This window comes from Micromonospora sp. NBRC 110009 (assembly GCF_030518795.1).
In the GTDB taxonomy this organism is placed as follows: Bacteria; Actinomycetota; Actinomycetes; order Mycobacteriales; family Micromonosporaceae; genus Micromonospora.
This window is the reverse complement of sequence record NZ_CP130427.1, coordinates 2,793,608-2,809,310: the sequence shown is the minus strand read 5'-3', so window position 1 is coordinate 2,809,310 and position 15,703 is coordinate 2,793,608. Positions and strand designations below refer to the sequence as shown.

The following is a 15,703-nucleotide window of genomic DNA, read 5'->3' as shown; positions in this document are numbered from 1 at the left end:
ATTGTCGAACATGGGTTACCCTGGTCACATGGAGCTGCACGAACCCGAACTACGCGAGGTACCGGTCACCGCCGTGCTGGCCGCCCTCGCCGACGAGGTACGGCTGCAGATCGTGCGCGCCCTCGCCGAGGGCGGCGAGTACGCCTGCGGCACGTTCGAGTTCGGCGTCTCCAAGGCCACCCGCAGCCACCACCTGAAGGTGCTGCGCGAGGCCGGCCTCACCCGGACCCGGGTCGCCGGCACCAGCCGGTACGTCCGGCTGCGCCGGGAGGAGCTGGAGCGTCTCTACCCCGGCCTGCTCGACGCGGTCCTCACCGCCCCCGCCCGCCCCTGAGCCGCTGCGGGCAGCCGGCCGAGAGACGTCAGCTCGTGATGTCCTTGCGGGTGAAGCGCCAGAAGGCCAGGCCCCAGAATCCGGTGGCGTAGGCGACCGCCGAGACGGCGCCGCGGACCAGGTCGTCGCTCTGCACCGGGGTGGAGAGCAGGCCCAGCCAGGCGGTGCCGTAGTGCGTGGGCAGCAGCGCGCGCAGCCCGCCCAGCGCGGTGATCTGGTCCAGGATGCTGGACAGGATCCAGAGCAGCACGGCCCCGCCGACCGCGCCGAGCGCCGCGTCCGTGGTCACCGAGAGCAGGAACGCCAGCCCGGCCACCACCAGCAGGACGACCGCCAGGTAGCCGAGCACCGCGAGCAGGCGGACCAACCCCTTGGCCGGGGCCAGCTCGGCGGAGACCTGGCTGCGCAGCGGGGACCAGCCGTACCGGAGGGTGCCGGCCAGCAGGGCGGTGCCGGCGAGCAGCACCAGGGCCAGCCCCGAGTACGCGAGCGCGACCAGCAGCTTCACCGTGAGCAGCCGGGCCCGCGGCACCGGGATCGCCAGCAGGTAGCGCAGACTCCCCCAGCTCGCCTCGCTGGCCACCGTGTCCCCGCAGAACAGCGCCACCACCACGACCAGCAGGAACGACGAGGACACGAAGATCGAGAACAGCGTGAAGTTCAATCCGCCCGAGGTGGCCAGGTCGACCAGGCTGCCGAACTCGTTGTTCCGGTTCCGGTCCTCGTTGCCGCTGTTGAACTGGAACGCGACCAGGATGATCAGCGGCAGCAGCACCATGAACCCCAGCGCGAGCTGGGTACGCCGCCGCGACGCCTGCCGCCGGAACTCCGCCAGGAACGGCAGGGTGGCGGACGGCCGGTACCCGGTCGCCGCCCCGGCGCGTTCCGCCGTGCCCACGTTCGACTGCCCCATCACCGGTCCCCGCTTCCCCGAGAGTTCTCCCCGACCAGGGCGAGGAACGCGTCCTCCAGGCGGCGCCGCGGCACCACCCGGTCCACCCCGATGCCGGCGCGGACCAGCTCGGCCACCACCTCGCTGCGGGCCGTGCCGTTGGTGTCCACCACCAGCCCACCGTCCCCGCCGGGCAGCACCCGTACGCCGCCCAGCCGGTCGAGCACGCCGCGCGCCGCGTCCGGGTCGCTCACCTCGAACAGCACGCTCGGCGACTCGCCGACGATCTCCTCGACCGGGCCGGCGGCCACGATCCGCCCCTTGTTCACCACCACCGCGTGGGTGCAGGCCTGCTCCACCTCGGCCAGCAGGTGGCTGGAGACCAGCACCGCCCGGCCGTCGGTGGCGTACCGCTGGAGCACCCGGCGCATCTCCGCGATCTGCGGCGGGTCCAGGCCGTCCGTCGGCTCGTCGAGCACCAGCAGCTCGGGCAGGCCGAGCATGGCCTGCGCGATGGCGAGCCGCTGCCGCATGCCGTGGCTGTAGTTCTTCGTCCGCCGGTGCACCGAGGCGCCCAGCCCGGCGATCTCCAGCGCCTGGTCGAAGTGCGCGTCCGCCCACGGCCGGCCGGTCGCCCGCCAGTACGCCTTGAGGTTGTCCAGCCCGGACAGGTGCGGCAGGAAGCCGGGCCCCTCCACCAGGGCGCCGATCCGGGAGAGCACCGGCGAGCCGGGCACCAGCCGGTGGCCGAAGACGTAGATCTCGCCGGCGGTGGGCTGGGTCAGCCCCATGAGCACCCGCAGGGTGGTGGTCTTGCCGGCGCCGTTCGGCCCGAGCAGGCCGACCACCTGACCGGGATGCACCTCGAAGTCCACGTGGGAGACGGCGACGAAGCCGTCCGCGTACTCCTTGCGCAGCGACCGGACGGCGAGCGGGACGCCCGCGTACTCCGGATGCACGGAGCTGTCCTGGCGGCGGTGCCGACGGCGGGCGATCAGCAGGACCACGGCAAGCCCGACCGCGATGGCGGCGAGCAGGCCGGCCAGCACCCAGCGCCACACGGTGGCGGTGGTCGGGATCGGCGCGGCGTCGACCGTGGGCAGCCCCAGCCCGCCGTCGCCGAGGGCGACCGAATAGACGGCCGGTTCGGCCGGGGTGGCGTACGCCTGGTCGGAGGTGGCCACCACGACCCGCAGCCGGTGCCCGGCCTCGATCCGGCGGACGATCGCCGGCAGGGTCACCGTGACCGGCTGGGCGGCGTCCACGGACTTCGGCAGGCCGGTCAGCCGGACCGGGGCGACCAGGCCGTCGGGCAGGGTGGCGGCGCCCTGCGCGTCGACGTCGTAGAGCTTGACGAAGAGCACCGCCTCGCCGGTCGGCGAGGCCGCCCGGAGCCGTACGGTGGGCGCGCCGACCACGTCGACGGGCTCGTCCAGCGGCGCGGACTCGAACCGGGCATGCTGCCCCGGAATGTCCCCGGCCACCCCGTTCAGCAGCGAGCCCAGCGCCCCGGCGAACGGCACCGCGCTGATCGCGGCCGGGTTGCCGTTGGGCGGATTGGCGATCGACTGGGGCGGCCCGGCGAGCGTCACCTCGCGACGGCCGGTCCCGGTCACCCCCGGGTAGTCGGCGATGCGGTAGCCGGTGGCCACCAGCCCCCGGTCCAGCGCGTCGAAGCCGGCGATCCGGGAGAAGGTGAAGGTGCCGCCCGGCGCCGACCCCTCGCCCTTGACGTAGTGGTCGAGCCACTGGGCGGTCAGGAACTTCACCCGGTCGGAGTCGGACGTCGGCCCCTCGCCGCCGTCGTGGCCGCCGGTGAACCAGGCGACCCGGACCGGGGTGCCGGCGGCGGCGATCCCCCGGGCGTTGGCGTCCGCCTCGGTGAGCGGGAAGAGGGTGTCCGCCTCCCCCTGCACCAGCAGGGTGGGCGCCTTGATCCGATCGAGCACCCCGGCCGGCGAGGAGCGGCGCAGCAGGTCGACCGCGGCGGCGTCGGCCCGTCCGGTGGTGGCGATCCGCAGGTACGCGGCGCAGACGTCGGCGGCGAACCGGCCGCAGGACGGGTCGGCCGCGCCGCCCGGGGCCCGCCCCGAACCCGTGCCGGGGCCGGCGCCGGGCTGCGGGCTGGGCGCGCCGGCCGACGCGGGAGCGCCCTCGGGCTGGCCGGCCGTGGTGCCGGAGAGGCCGGCGGGACCGGAGCCGGCGCTTCCGCCGCCGCCGAAGAAGATGCCGGCCCAGCCCTTCTTGAACACGCCGTCGGTGGGCCCCTTGCCGGTGCTCTCCGGCAGGAACGCCCGGGACAGGTCGTTCCAGGTGATCATCGGGACGATCGCGTCGACCCGGCTGTCCTGGGCGGCCAGCAGCAGGGCCAGGCCGCCGCCGTACGAGCCGCCGACCACGCCGACCCGGGGGTCGCCGGCCGCGTCGAGCCGGATGTCCGGACGGGCGGCCAGCCGGTCGAGCAGGCGGGCAGCGTCCCGTACCTCGTAGTCGGGGCTGTCCAGGTGGATCTCGCCGCCGCTGCGGCCGAAGCCCCGGGCGGTCCAGGTGAGCACAGCGTAGCCCAGGGCGGCCAGGTCCTCGGCGTCGGAGCGGACCGACTCCTTGGTGCCACCGAAGCCGTGGGCCAGCAGCACGGCCGGGACCCGGTGCCGTGTCGACGCGTCCCGGGGCAGGTAGAGCGTGGTGTCCAGGTCGACCGGTTGGTCGCCGGCCGGTCCGGAGCGGACGGTCACCAGGGCCGACTCGGTCCGGAAGCCGGGCCGCTGCGGCCAGGCCGCCCAGAGGGCCGCGGCGGCCAGCAGGACGACCGCCACCGCCGCGGCGACGACCCGGCGACGGCGGGTGGCCACGGCACGCCGGAGCCGCGCGGCGGAGAGCCGTGATCTCATGCGGCACACGGTACGGCCCGGAACCTGAGCGTCGCCTGAGATCCGCCGTACGTCTGTCCGGCTGCACCGTCCGGGGCGCGAGGTTCGTCGACCGCCGAAGGTCCAGAGGCATCTCGGCGGGACGAATTCGAATCCCGCGAATTCACATCTACACGCGCGAATCGGCTTCGATCCGGCCATCTCACCGACCACTTGGGACGCTGCGTATCCACAAGGTCAACAAGTCGTGACACGACCCGAAGTGACGCAAAGCTGACTCAGCGACCACGGACACACATACGACTGGTTCGGATACTTTCCGGTCCGGTGAACGGGACCGCGTACGGCCCGGCCACCGCAGCGTCCCCCGCCGTCGCCGGAGGAAAGATCATGCCAGTCCCCGCGCCGCGGGTCCGTCGGCGGCCCTCCGCACCGGGTCGCACCCTGCCCCTGCCCCTGCTGCTGGTGGTGGCCCTGCTCGCCCCGCTGGGCCTGCTCTTCCTCCAGACCCACCGGCAGACCGGCGACGACCGGGACCTGGCGGTCCGGGAACGGCTCGGCGTGCGCTACCTGCTCGCCCTCGGGCCGGTCACCGACGCGCTGGTCGACGCCCAGTCCGCCGCGGTCGCCGGACGGCCGGTCTCCCGGGAGGCGCTCACCGCCGCGGTCGCGCGGGTGGCGGAGGTGGACAGCGCGGCCGGCGACGAGTTGCGCAGCCACGAACGCTGGGCCGGGCTCCGGGCCAAGCTGGAGGCCCTGCCGGACCGGGCGCTCACCGACCCCGACGCGGTCTACCTGGCGTACGCGGAGGTCACCGACCTGCTGCTGGCCCTGTACCGGAAGGTGCGGGAGAGCTCCGGCCTGGTCCGCGATCCGCAGTCGGACTCGTTCCACCTGCAGGACGGCATCGGCGGGGACCTGCCCCAGGCGGTGGTGGCTGCCGGCCGCCTCGCCGACCTGGCCGCGCTCGCCCCCCGGCGGCCCGCGGCCCAGGCCGGGAAGACCGTCGCCGAGCTGGCCGAACTCCGGGTGGGCGCGCTCGCCTCCGCCACCGACCTGGTCGCCGACCTGCGGGCCGCGGTGGACAGCTCGGAGAACACCGACCTCGGCGCCAACGTGCTCACCCCGCTGGACACCTATCAGCGTGCGGTCGAGGCGCTCGCGGCGTACTCGGCACCGACCGGGGCGGGCGGGCCCGACCCGGGTCAGCTCGCCGCCGCCCGGCTCACCGCCCAGTCGGCCGCCAAGCAGCTCCGGCAGGTCATCCTCGACCAGCTCGACGCGCTCCTGACGGAGCGGCTGGACCGGCTCGACCGGGACCGCCTGCTGGCCGTGGCCGCCGTAGCCGCGGCCGGCGTGCTGCTCATCGTGCTGGCCGGGACGCTGCTCGCCGCGCTACGCCGGGCCCGCCGCGCAGCCGTCGAGGGACGCCCCGGCTCGGCGGGGGCGTTCCGACCGGCCGGGCCGGACCGGTTCCCGCCGACGCTGGACGGGCAGCGCCAGCCGGTCGGGGCGGGCCGCGGCGGCGAGGCCGAGCGGTGGGGGCCGTTCGATGCTGCTCGCTAGGCTACGGATCCGGGGCAAGCTCACCCTGCTCGTGATCATTCCGCTGCTCAGCATGGTCGGCCTGGCCGTGCCGGTGGTCCTCGACCGGGTCGGGGCGGCCCAGCGGGCCGCCGACACCGCGCAGACCGTCCGGACGGCCAGCCGGATCGGCAGCCTGGTGCAGGACCTGCAGCAGGAACAGCTGCTCTCGGTGGGGCTGCTGCTCGGCCGGGTGACCCGAAGCGAGCTGATCCAGAAGTCCACCGCCGTGGACGACCACGTCGCCGACCTCCGGGCCGAACTCGGCCACCGGCTGTCCGCCGAGCTCACCACCGCCCTGGACGGCGTACGGAAGCTGGCCGACCTGCGTACCGCGGTGCTGGCGGGAAAGGCGACCCCGACCCAGGTCATGGAGGCCTTCGGCCCGATCGACGTGGCGCTGATCGACGGGCTGCGGCTGCCGTTCCAGGTGGACACCCACACCTCGGCCGGGCGGCAGGTGCTGGCGCTGGACGCCGTGCTCCGCTCCGCCGAACGGCTCGCCGCCTGCGCCACCCTGATCGTGCTGGTGAAGGCGACCGGCGGTGCGCAGGTGTCCGCCGCGTACCTAGCCTGCGTGGCCGCACTGCAGGTGGACAAGGTGCGGTTCCGCAGCCTCATCACCGCGGAACAGCTGAAGCTGGCGCAGCTCGACGACGCCGCGGTCGCCGCCCGCACCAGCCCCACGTTCGAAACCGACAGCCTCCGGGACCCGGCGGCGGCGATCGCCGCGGTTCCGCTGGACGCGCTGTTCCCCTCGGCCCGTTCGATGATCACCCTGCTCCAGTTCGTGGCGAAGAAGATCGTCGCGGACGTGCTCGCGGAGACCACCGCCGACCAGCGGGAGGCGCTCACCGCCGCCTGGCTGGTCGGCTCGGCCGCCGCCGTGATCCCGCTGCTCGTGGGGCTACTCAGCGTGGCCGTCGCGGGTGCGGTGGCCCGGCCGCTGACCCGGCTCACCCGCTCCGCCGACCGGGTCGCCCGGGTCGCCGAGGCCGAGCTTCATCGGGTCGTGGACGACGACGCCGAGACCGTCCGACCGGTCCGGCTCGACCCGGTCGACGTCCGGGCCCGGGACGAGATCGGGGACCTGGCCCGCGCGTTCGAACGCGTCCAGCGCACCGCCGCCCGGCTGGTCGAACGCCAGGTGGCCGGCCGCCGCAACGTGGCGCAGATGTTCGGCCACGTCGGCCGGCGTACGCAGAACCTGGTCGGCCGGCAGATCGCGCTGATCGACCGGCTGGAACGGCAGGAGTCCGACCCGGGCCGGCTGGAGCACCTGTACCGGCTGGACCACATCTCCAGCCGGCTGCGCCGCAACGCCGGCAGCCTGGTGGTGCTCTCCGGCGACCCCGGCACGGACGAGCACGTCGCGCCGGTGCCGCTGGCCGACGTGGTCCGGCTCGCGCTCGGCGAGATCGAGGACTACACCCGGGTCGACGTCAAGGTGCCGCCCGGGGTGTCGGCCTCGCCCGCGATCGCGGGCGACCTCGTGCTGGCTCTCGCCGAACTGATGGAGAACGCCACCGTCTTCTCCCCGCCGCACACTCGCGTGACGGTGTCCGGCGAGCTGACCGACGGCGGCGGGCGGCTCACCGTGGTGGACCGTGGCATCGGCATGACCGGGGAACGCCTCGCCGAGGAGAACGCCCGGCTCACCCGCCGGGAACGGCTCGACCTGGCCCCGACCGAGGTGCTCGGGCTCTTCGTGGTGGGCCGGCTGGCCCGCCGGCACGGCTGGACGGTCGGCCTGGCGCCGACCGTCGGGGGCGGGGTGACCGCCCGGCTGGAGATGCCCGCCGCCCTGCTGGTGGTCCGCCGCCCCGATCGCCCCGGCGCGACCGTGGCGCGGGCCGCCGTACCGTCCCGGGGGCGGCGCGCGCTGCCCGAACCGGTCCGGACGCCGGCGGCACCCCCCGCCGAGGAGTGCCCCGGGTTCGACCGGGCGCTGCTGAGCCGGGCCACCCGCACCATCGAGTCCGGGCAGTCCTGGAACGCCTTCGGCGCCGGGTCCGAACCGTCGGTCGCCGGAACCGGCCCGGTCGGGCCGGTGGGCGGCCCCACCGGCGACCCGGCCACGGTCCGCGCGCTGGTCGAGGCGTTCCAGGAGGGCGTACGCCGGGCCGAGGGCGGCGGCACTCCGGTCCCGCCCACGCCCGGCCGGCCGCGGCTCAGCCAGCGGGTGCCCGGCGCGAACCTGATCGTCTCCCCGCTGCCGGCCGCCCCACCCGCCAGCCAGCAGCCCGGGGACCCGGCCGAGGTCCGCAACCTCATCACCGAGTTCGAGGCGGGCGTCGCCCGTGCTCTGCGCGAAGTCAGTCCAGACCGCCGCTACGGAGAGGACGCATCACGGTGACCAGCCCCTTCCTGCACGACAACGTCGACCAGAACGGCACCGGAGGGCTCAGCCCCGAGGCACGCACGTTCAACTGGCTGCTCGACTCGTTCACCTCCAGCACGGCCGGGGTGATGGAGGCCATCGCCGTCTCCTCCGACGGGCTGCTGATGGCCATGTCCGCGATCAAGGACCGGTCCAACGCGGAACGGCTCGCCGCGGTCGTCTCCGGCATGACCAGCCTCGCCGGCGGCGCCGCGAGCTGGTACGCGCTGGGCGGCCTCAACCGGGTGATCGTGGACATGGCCGAGGGCTACCTGCTGATCAGCGCGATCAGCAGCGGCTCGGTGCTCGGCGTGGTCGCCGACCGCTCGGCGAACCTCGGCACCGTGGCGTACGAGATGACGCTCTTCGCCGGGCGGGCCGGCGGCGCCCTCACCCCGCGGCTGATCGCCGAGCTGAAGAACGCCGTACAGCAATGACCCCGGAGCTGGCCGGCGAGGACCCGGACCCCGAGGTCCGGATCCGGCCGTACCTGCGCTCGCCCTCCCGGGCCGGGGAGCCGGACGAGGGCGACGCGGAACCTCCCGGCCCGCGCCCGTTCGTGCTGACCGCCGGCCGGGTGGCCGGTGACCCGGCGATCGGCCTGGAGACCCAGGTGAGCGCCCGGCCGGAGGGCGGCTCGTGGGCGGTCAGCGCCCGGCTCGCCCCGGAACTGGCGGCGATCGTCGCGCTCTGCGCCGACCCGATCTCGGTGGCGGAGATCTCCGCCCGGACCCGAATGCACTTCGGCGTGACCCGGGTGCTGGTGGGCGACCTGCGGGCCGCCGGCCACCTCGACGTGCACGTCGGCGACGCCGAGGACAGCCTCGATCCCGACATCATCCTGCGAGTGATTGATGGACTCCGTGCGATCTCCTGACTGGCCGGCCGCCGCCACGGGCGGTCCGGCCGCGAACAGCGCCGCCGCCCGGTACGCCGGTCCGGCCGCCCCGGCTCCGGCCCCCGACGGGGCCGCGCCCGCGCCGTACCTGCCGCCGGTGGCCGCCGCGCCGGCCCCGACCCGGCCCGCGAACACCCGGGCGCCGGTCCCGGTGAAGATCCTCATCGCCGGCGGCTTCGGGGTCGGCAAGACCACCACGGTGGGGGCCATCTCGGAGATCGCCCCGCTGACCACCGACGCGGAGATGACCAGCGCCGGCATCGGGGTGGACGACCTGGGCGCCGACTCCGCGAAGACCACCACCACGGTGGCGATGGACTTCGGCTGCGTGACCATCGACCGCAGCCTCAAGCTCTACCTGTTCGGCACGCCCGGCCAGGCCCGCTTCGGCTTCATGTGGGACGACCTGGCCCGGGGCGCGCTCGGCGCGCTGGTGGTGGTCGACAGCGCCCGGCTGGACGACTGCTTTCCGGCGGTCGACTTCTTCGAGCGGGCCGGGCTGCCCTTCGCCGTCGGGGTGAACGCCTTCGACGGCCGGTTGGCGCTCGACCTGCCGTCGATCCGCTGGGCGCTGGCGATCAACGAGCATGTGCCGCTGGTCCAGTTCGACGCTCGGGACCGGCTCTCCGTCCGGGACGCCCTGCTGGTCGTCCTCGACCGGGCGCTGGAGCGGGCCACCCGGGAGAGTGGCACCTGAACCGGGCGCCGGTTCGATCCGTTTCATGGAAGGGGTGGGCGTGATGAGAGGTGATCTGGACGAGACACTGGCCCGGCTCGCCCGCCGCGAGGAGGCGTTGCGCCACCGGGGACCGGTCCCCGGCGAGGAGTCGGAGGACACCGAGCCGGTGACGCGGGAGGGGCACGGCGCGTACCGGCTGCGCGGCGGGCCCGGACCGGAGCGGCGGAATCCGATCGAGGACGTCGCCGAGGCGATGCGCCGGGTGGTGGCGGAGCACCCCGGGCTGGCGGTCACCCTGCGGGTGGAGCAGGGCGGGCAGGCGTACCCGCTGCGGATCTCCTGGTCGGGGCCGGAGGTGACGGTCACCCCGGTGCCCGCGCCGGCGCCTCCGCCGGCCTGGCCGATGTCGGTGAAGACGGTGCCGGCCCCCGGGCAGGACCGGGTGGCCACCGACCCGGCCGTCCGGCTGGCCGAGATGATCCGGCGCGATCCGTCGCTGCTGGAGGAGACCGGCCCGGTCTGAGCCGGGCGGGACGCGCCACGGGCACTCCCTGGTGCCGGCGGCTACTGTCGGGCGGGTGGCGGAACCCGACCTGACCCTCACCGCGAGCCTGCGGCCGGCGGCCCTGGACGCCCGGCGCGGCGTCGTCCGCCTGCACCCCGAGGTGCTGACCGCGCTGGCGCTGCGCCCCGGCGACCCGGTGCGGCTGGCCGGCCGGCGGGTCACCGCCGGCATCGCGGCCCCGGCCGAGCCGGGCGCGAGCAGCGCCCTGCTCTACGCCGACGACCTGCTCCTGGGCAACCTCGGCGTCCGCGACGGCGGGCAGGTGACGGTGAGCCCGCTGCCGGTCACCCCGGCCCGCCGGGTGACCCTGGCCGGCCCGGTGGGGATCGTCGCCGCGGTGTCACCGGAGATGCTCCGCCTCGCGCTGCTCGGCAAGGTCGTCACCGCCGGGGACGACGTCTCGCTGCTGCCCCAGGACGTGCTCCCCGACGCCGCCGTCCGCGGCCTGGTCGAGGCCGCCCGGCGCAGCCTCGCCAACACCGTCGGGTACGCCTGGACCAGCACCCTGCTCAGCGTGCTCGCGGCCGAGCCCACGGCCGGTGGGCTGGTCACCATGGACACCGTGGTCGGCTGGGAGCACGGTCCGGCCACCCGCGGCTCCGGGCCGGTCGGCCAGGACGTCACCGGTCGGCTCACCGACGGCGGCGGGACGGGTGCGCCGGCCCCGGCCGGCCGACCCGGCCCGGTCTCCGCGACCGGCCCCGGCCCGGCAGCGGCCCCGACCGCCGGCGCGCCCGGCGGCCTGGTCGGTCCGGAGGACGCACCCGACGTGGACGAGCTGCCCGGGCTGCGCCCGCAGGCCGAGGAGCTGACCGAGCTGCTGGACCTGGGCTTCCACCACCGGGAGGTGCTGGGCCGGCTCGGCACCACGGTCTCGCTGGGCGTCCTGCTCAGCGGGCCGGCCGGCTCGGGCAAGTCCGCGCTGGTCCGCGCGGTCGCCGCCCGGGTACGCGCCCGCGTCTGCCCGATCTGGGCCCCCGAGGTGGCCGCGCTGAACAACGACGCGGCCGCCCGCCGGCTCCGCGAGGCGGCCGCGGCGGTACGCGCCGCCGGACCCGCCGTGCTGCTGGTCACCGACGTGGAGGCGCTGGCCCCGGCGGACGAGCCGGGCCCGGTGGCGACGGTGTTCCGGCAGGTCGTCGCCGAGACGGTCGGCGCCGGTGCGGCGGTGGTCTGCACCACCGGCCGGCCCGAGGCGGTGGATCCGGCGCTGCGCGGCCCGGACCTGCTCGCGCTGCGGATCACCGTGCCGTTGCCCGACCAGGCGCTGCGCCGGGAGCAGCTCGGCGTGCTCACCCGGCAGGTGCCGCTCGCCGGAGACGTCCGGCTGGACGAGGTGGCCGGGCGTACGCCCGGCTTCGTCGCCGCCGACCTGGCCGCGCTGGTCCGCGAGGCCGGGGTGCGCGCGGCGCTGCGGCAGAAGGCGGCCGAGACGCCGACCGTGGCGATGGCCGACTTCACCGCCGCGCTGGAGGTGGTCCGGCCCACCACGATGGCCGGGTCCACCCTGGAGCTGGCTGCGGTGACCCTGGACGACGTGGGGGGCCTGCACGAGGTCAAGCAGACGCTGACCGAGTCGGTGCTCTGGCCGCTGACCTACCCGGACACCTTCGCCCGGCTGGGCGTGACGCCGCCGCGCGGGGTGCTGCTCTACGGGCCGCCCGGCTGCGGCAAGACCTACCTGGTGACCGCGCTGGCCGGGTCCGGGCGGGCCAACGTGCTGTCGGTGAAGGGCGCGGAGCTGCTCTCCAAGTGGGTGGGCGAAAGCGAACGGGCGGTCCGCGAGCTGTTCCGCCGGGCCCGCGAGGCCGCCCCGACGTTGGTCTTCCTGGACGAGGTGGACGCGCTCGCCCCGGTCCGCGGCCAGACCACCGACGGGGGCACCACCGACCGGGTGGTCGCGGCGCTGCTCACCGAGCTGGACGGGGTGGAGGCGCTGCGCAACGTCGTGGTGGTCGGCGCGACGAACCGGCCGGACCTGGTCGACCCGGCGCTGCTCCGGCCCGGCCGGCTGGAACGCCTGGTGTACGTGCCGCCGCCGGACGGCCCGGCCCGGGGGGAGATCCTCCGCGCCGCCGCCCGGGACGTGCCGCTCGCGCCCGACGTGGACCTGGCCGCGCTCGGCGAGGAGCTGGCCGGCTTCTCCGCCGCCGACTGCGCGGCCCTGGTCCGCGAGTCGGCGCTCGCCGCGATGCGCGAGTCGCTGGCCGCCGCCACGGTCACCGCCGCACACGTGGCGACCGCCCGCGGCCGGGTCCGCCCCTCCCTGGACCCCGCCCAGGTCGCCTGGCTGGAGTCCTACGCGGCAGCCCACCGCTGACCGCGTCAGTCGGTCGGCAGCAGGGGCCCGAGCGGGCCGAGGTCGAGATTGAGGTCCTCGGGGGCGAGGCCGAAGTATTCGCGGAGCTGGGCCATCTGCTCCTCCAACGCCATCAGCGTGGTGCCGATTCGCTCGACCTGCTCCTCGCTGAGGTCGCCGAGGTCGACCCGGCGCAGCGCCTGCCGCTCCATGAGCTGGCGCAGCAGCTCGATGACGGTGAGCACCAGGCTGGCCAGGCCCCGCTCGACGGAGTCCTGGTCGATGGCGAGCCGGCGGTCCAGCGGCCGGACCCGCGGTGCCTGCCACTGCGGCTCCCCCAGTGCCGCCGCCACCTCGGCCGCCTCGTCGCGCCCGGTCACGGCCCGACCGCCCGCACGGCGGGGTCCGGCGCGAGCGCGCCGACCGACGCGATCAACGCGCGCAACGACACCCGGACCAGGTCGATGTCGGCGATGGCCAGGGTGATGTCACCGGTGATCACGACCCCGGTGGCGAGCACCCGGTCGAGCAGGTCGACCAGGGCCACCGGCCGGTAGGCCAGTGGGTCGTCGGCGCTGCTCGGCGCCAGCGGGGTCACGCCCATGCCGACTCCGAGGGTTCCGCCACGAAGGAGTACGGCGGCCAGGGGCCGGTCGGCTCCAGCCGGAGCTCCGGGTGCCGGTCCGCCAGCTCGCGGACCAGCACGGCGAACCCGTCCAGGCGATCCCGGTCGACCAGGTACGCGCCGTTGAGCACCATCGCGGTGGGCGCGCCGGAGAGCCGCCGGTCCTGCGGGGCGTGCCGGCGGGCGGCGGCCGCGTGCCCGGCGAGGGCGGTGTGCACGGCGGCCGCCGCGTCGGCGGCCACCCGCTGCCCCTCCTCCCGGGCGGTGAGCTGGGCCTTCCGCCGGCGCAGGTACGCCGCTCCGGCCCCGCCGCCCTCGCCGGCCGGATCCCCGCGGCGCGGCGTCGCGCCGGGCACCACGTACCCCTTGACGCCCCACTCCTCGCGGCCGCTGAGCCGGGCCAGCGTGCCGGCCAGTTCGTCGTGCCGCTCGACCAGCACCCGGGTCACCCGGTCGTCGTCCCGGTGCACGGTGGCGAGCCGGGCCGGCACCACCGCACCGGACCGGGAGAGCGCCGCCACCACCGCGTGGTGCGCCCGGGCGGCCCGCTCCAGCCAGGCCAGGTCCTCCAGGTTGCGGCGCAGCGCCTCCTCGCCGTACTCGGTCAGCGGGGCGTCGCTGACCACGGCGACCAGGCCGGCGGCGGCCAGCGCCCGGACCGGCGTGCCGGCGATGCCGGTGATCCCGGTCGGCGTCGCCGGACCGTCCCCGGCGACCACGCCGTGCAGCCAGACACCGCTTCCGGTCCCCGGCACCGCCGGGGTCGGCTCAGCCCTCGTACTCATCCCGCTCCTCCCTCTCCGCCCGGGCGGCCGCGCGGGGCCGCCGGGACGCCTCGACCTCCTCGGGGTCACGCGGGCCCGGCTCGACCGGTGGGCGAGCCCGCGAGCTCAGCCACGGGTCGTGCTCCCACCAGTCGATGCCGATCTGACGCGCGGTGTCCACGGAGGCGATGACCAGCCGCAGCTTCAGCGTCAGCAGCTCGATGTCGAGCAGGCTGACCCGGATGTCACCGGCGATGACGATGCCCCGGTCGAGGACCCGTTCGAGGATGTCGCCCAGGTTCGCCGGCTCGTGCCCGGCGGGCAGCACCTGACCGGAGTTCTGCACCACCGAGGGAGTCCGCCCAACCGTCATGTCAGTCCCCCTTGCCCCGCTGGTAGCGGCGCGTCCGCCGGTAACCGAGCAGGCTGCCGGCCAGGTCCAGCTCCACCTCGTACAGGCCGAGCAGGTCGGTCGACGCGGGAATCCGGTGGTCCTCGACCACCTCCACCCCGACCAGCCAGCCGTCGTCGGTGGGCTGGATGGAGGTGATCCCCAGCGGGTCCTTGCCGGTCAGCCCGGCGATCTGGCGCAGCCCCTCGCGGGCCGCCTCGGCCGCGCTGATCTCCTCGTAATCGTCCTCGTCGACGTACCGGCCGCCGGGGTTGTCGTCCCGGTCGCGGCCACCGTCGCCGCGGGTCCGTGCTGTCATCTCATCTCCCTCACCTGCGGCGCTGCTCACCCTGACGGTCGGCGCGCCGCCGTCGGGCGGGTGGCGGCCGCCGGCCGGTGCCGGTCGTCCCCTGGGACGGGGTACGACCGGGGTCACCGGCCGGCACGGTGAGCCGCTCCAGGACGCGCTGCTGGCCTCGGTCGCGTTCCTCCGGCGTGATCTCGCCGGCCGCCGCCGCCCGGTCCAGTTCCTCCAGCTCCCGCCGGATGTTGACCGGGTTGTACTGCTGCGACTCCGCCTCCCGGGCGATCACCTTCACCGCTGCGGTGAGCCCCCGCACCGGGGCGTACGGCAGGGTCAGCAGCCCCCAGAGGATGTCCACGGCTCACTCCACCAACTGGTGCGCGCTGACGAAGTCGTACGGGGCGAGCGGGCCGATCAGCCGCATCCGGATCAGCTCCCGCCGCTGCTCGGCGAACTCCTCCACGGCCGCGATGAACCCCTCCTCGTCGTCCGTGCCGACCAGGAAGGCGACGTTCAGCGCGTCCATCTCGTGGCTGGGCTGGCGCGGCGCGTTCGCCACCCCGTGCCGACCCACCGCGTCGATCAGGGCGCCGTTCTCCGCCTCGCGGCGCAGCTCGACCGCCTGGCCGATCATCTCGCCGAGCCGAATCCGCGCCTCCCGGCTCTCCACCTCCGGTCGGCCGCGCACCTGGTCGGCGAGCGCGGCGGCGCCGTCGTTCTCGGCCAGGAAGCCGCCGATGAACTCCCGATCGTCGAAGCGCCCGTGCACGGTGTACTGGACGCGGTCCTCCAGCTCGGCCAAGGCGGCGGCGAACCGCTCGTGGTGCGCCTCCAGCAGGTCCTCCACCGCGTCCGCGCCCGTCACCACCGTGCCGAACCGGACCGGCAGCACCGGCGCGACCATCACCGTGCCGTCCAGCAGCCGCTCGTACGCGGTGAGGTCGGCCGGCCGGCCCATCGGCTCCTCCAGCCCGACCTCGCTGACCAGCGCGGCGAGTTCGCCGTGCCGGATCGCGGTGACCTCGCCCGGCGGGTTCCCTACCCCCTCGGCGTCCGGGGTCGGCTCCACGTCGGACGGCACGATGCCGTAGATGAACAGTCCGTTTTCCTGAGCCATC

At 75.5% G+C, this 15,703-nt stretch carries 17 protein-coding genes; 8 read left to right on the top strand and 9 right to left on the bottom strand.

Annotated features, from left to right (window positions below; all coding sequences use genetic code 11):
- Positions 1 to 28: 28 nt before the first annotated feature.
- Entirely contained in the window at positions 29 to 334 is a 306-nt protein-coding gene (locus Q2K19_RS13450) for an ArsR/SmtB family transcription factor (RefSeq protein WP_302771143.1), read from the top strand.
- 28 nt (positions 335 to 362) lie between these two features.
- On the opposite strand, the gene Q2K19_RS13445 is transcribed toward Q2K19_RS13450, so the two are convergent.
- Positions 363 to 1,247 (bottom strand): ABC transporter permease, encoded by an 885-nt coding sequence (locus tag Q2K19_RS13445; RefSeq protein ID WP_302771141.1) that lies wholly within the window; start codon positions 1,245 to 1,247, stop codon positions 363 to 365.
- Positions 1,247 to 4,117, bottom strand: a complete 2,871-nt coding sequence (locus Q2K19_RS13440) for an alpha/beta fold hydrolase (RefSeq protein WP_302771139.1) — start codon at positions 4,115 to 4,117, stop codon at positions 1,247 to 1,249. Before Q2K19_RS13440 ends, Q2K19_RS13445 begins: the two co-directional genes overlap by 1 nt.
- A gap of 369 nt (positions 4,118 to 4,486) precedes the next feature.
- Between Q2K19_RS13440 and Q2K19_RS13435 the strand changes: the two genes are divergently transcribed.
- Genes Q2K19_RS13435 through Q2K19_RS13405 form a run of 7 tightly spaced genes read left to right on the top strand, consistent with a single transcriptional unit; the run spans position 4,487 to position 12,522 of the window.
- A complete protein-coding gene (locus Q2K19_RS13435) occupies positions 4,487 to 5,662 on the top strand; it encodes a hypothetical protein (protein ID WP_302771138.1) in 1,176 nt (391 codons plus the stop codon).
- On the top strand, positions 5,649 to 8,036 hold the full coding sequence (locus Q2K19_RS13430; protein WP_302771137.1) for a sensor histidine kinase: 2,388 nt from the start codon (positions 5,649 to 5,651) through the stop codon (positions 8,034 to 8,036). Before Q2K19_RS13435 ends, Q2K19_RS13430 begins: the two co-directional genes overlap by 14 nt.
- Positions 8,033 to 8,497, top strand: a complete 465-nt coding sequence (locus Q2K19_RS13425) for a roadblock/LC7 domain-containing protein (RefSeq protein WP_302771136.1) — start codon at positions 8,033 to 8,035, stop codon at positions 8,495 to 8,497. The genes Q2K19_RS13430 and Q2K19_RS13425 overlap by 4 nt, the downstream gene beginning before the upstream one ends.
- A complete protein-coding gene (locus Q2K19_RS13420) occupies positions 8,494 to 8,937 on the top strand; it encodes a DUF742 domain-containing protein (RefSeq protein ID WP_302771135.1) in 444 nt (147 codons plus the stop codon). The genes Q2K19_RS13425 and Q2K19_RS13420 overlap by 4 nt, the downstream gene beginning before the upstream one ends.
- A complete protein-coding gene (locus tag Q2K19_RS13415; protein ID WP_302771133.1) occupies positions 8,915 to 9,655 on the top strand; it encodes a GTP-binding protein in 741 nt (246 codons plus the stop codon). Before Q2K19_RS13420 ends, Q2K19_RS13415 begins: the two co-directional genes overlap by 23 nt.
- A gap of 43 nt (positions 9,656 to 9,698) precedes the next feature.
- Entirely contained in the window at positions 9,699 to 10,160 is a 462-nt protein-coding gene (locus Q2K19_RS13410; RefSeq protein ID WP_302771131.1) for a hypothetical protein, read from the top strand.
- 55 nt (positions 10,161 to 10,215) lie between these two features.
- A complete protein-coding gene (locus Q2K19_RS13405) occupies positions 10,216 to 12,522 on the top strand; it encodes an AAA family ATPase (RefSeq protein ID WP_302771129.1) in 2,307 nt (768 codons plus the stop codon).
- Between the two features lie 5 nt (positions 12,523 to 12,527).
- Here Q2K19_RS13405 and Q2K19_RS13400 read toward each other — a convergent pair whose 3' ends face one another.
- Genes Q2K19_RS13400 through Q2K19_RS13370 form a run of 7 tightly spaced genes read right to left on the bottom strand, consistent with a single transcriptional unit; the run spans position 12,528 to position 15,702 of the window.
- Positions 12,528 to 12,881, bottom strand: a complete 354-nt coding sequence (locus Q2K19_RS13400) for a gas vesicle protein K (RefSeq protein ID WP_302771127.1) — start codon at positions 12,879 to 12,881, stop codon at positions 12,528 to 12,530.
- Entirely contained in the window at positions 12,878 to 13,105 is a 228-nt protein-coding gene (locus Q2K19_RS13395; protein WP_302771125.1) for a gas vesicle protein, read from the bottom strand. The genes Q2K19_RS13400 and Q2K19_RS13395 overlap by 4 nt, the downstream gene beginning before the upstream one ends.
- Complete coding sequence (locus tag Q2K19_RS13390; RefSeq protein ID WP_302771123.1) at positions 13,096 to 13,911, bottom strand: GvpL/GvpF family gas vesicle protein; 816 nt, start codon at positions 13,909 to 13,911, stop codon at positions 13,096 to 13,098. The genes Q2K19_RS13395 and Q2K19_RS13390 overlap by 10 nt, the downstream gene beginning before the upstream one ends.
- Positions 13,895 to 14,263: a gas vesicle protein GvpJ gene (gvpJ, locus tag Q2K19_RS13385; protein WP_302771122.1), complete on the bottom strand. Its 369-nt coding sequence runs from the start codon at positions 14,261 to 14,263 to the stop codon at positions 13,895 to 13,897. Before gvpJ ends, Q2K19_RS13390 begins: the two co-directional genes overlap by 17 nt.
- 1 nt (position 14,264) lies before the next feature.
- On the bottom strand, positions 14,265 to 14,600 hold the full coding sequence (locus tag Q2K19_RS13380) for a gas vesicle protein GvpO (protein ID WP_302771120.1): 336 nt from the start codon (positions 14,598 to 14,600) through the stop codon (positions 14,265 to 14,267).
- A 10-nt stretch (positions 14,601 to 14,610) separates the two neighbouring features.
- Complete coding sequence (locus tag Q2K19_RS13375; protein WP_302771119.1) at positions 14,611 to 14,943, bottom strand: gas vesicle protein GvpG; 333 nt, start codon at positions 14,941 to 14,943, stop codon at positions 14,611 to 14,613.
- Between the two features lie 3 nt (positions 14,944 to 14,946).
- Positions 14,947 to 15,702 carry a GvpL/GvpF family gas vesicle protein gene (locus tag Q2K19_RS13370; RefSeq protein ID WP_302771117.1) on the bottom strand — a complete coding sequence of 252 codons (756 nt, stop codon included), beginning with the start codon at positions 15,700 to 15,702 and terminating at the stop codon, positions 14,947 to 14,949.
- Between the last annotated feature and the right edge of the window lies 1 nt (position 15,703).

Coding starts and splice junctions, on each gene's coding strand:
- gvpJ (WP_302771122.1), bottom strand. CDS start 14,263: ATGACGGTTGGGCGGACTCCCTCGGTGGTGCAGAACTCCGGTCAGGTG.
- Q2K19_RS13420 (WP_302771135.1), top strand. CDS start 8,494: ATGACCCCGGAGCTGGCCGGCGAGGACCCGGACCCCGAGGTCCGGATC.
- Q2K19_RS13435 (WP_302771138.1), top strand. CDS start 4,487: ATGCCAGTCCCCGCGCCGCGGGTCCGTCGGCGGCCCTCCGCACCGGGT.
- Q2K19_RS13440 (WP_302771139.1), bottom strand. CDS start 4,117: ATGAGATCACGGCTCTCCGCCGCGCGGCTCCGGCGTGCCGTGGCCACC.
- Q2K19_RS13445 (WP_302771141.1), bottom strand. CDS start 1,247: ATGGGGCAGTCGAACGTGGGCACGGCGGAACGCGCCGGGGCGGCGACC.
- Q2K19_RS13370 (WP_302771117.1), bottom strand. CDS start 15,702: ATGGCTCAGGAAAACGGACTGTTCATCTACGGCATCGTGCCGTCCGAC.
- Q2K19_RS13390 (WP_302771123.1), bottom strand. CDS start 13,911: ATGAGTACGAGGGCTGAGCCGACCCCGGCGGTGCCGGGGACCGGAAGC.
- Q2K19_RS13395 (WP_302771125.1), bottom strand. CDS start 13,105: ATGGGCGTGACCCCGCTGGCGCCGAGCAGCGCCGACGACCCACTGGCC.
- Q2K19_RS13430 (WP_302771137.1), top strand. CDS start 5,649: ATGCTGCTCGCTAGGCTACGGATCCGGGGCAAGCTCACCCTGCTCGTG.
- Q2K19_RS13415 (WP_302771133.1), top strand. CDS start 8,915: ATGGACTCCGTGCGATCTCCTGACTGGCCGGCCGCCGCCACGGGCGGT.
- Q2K19_RS13450 (WP_302771143.1), top strand. CDS start 29: ATGGAGCTGCACGAACCCGAACTACGCGAGGTACCGGTCACCGCCGTG.
- Q2K19_RS13410 (WP_302771131.1), top strand. CDS start 9,699: ATGAGAGGTGATCTGGACGAGACACTGGCCCGGCTCGCCCGCCGCGAG.
- Q2K19_RS13380 (WP_302771120.1), bottom strand. CDS start 14,600: ATGACAGCACGGACCCGCGGCGACGGTGGCCGCGACCGGGACGACAAC.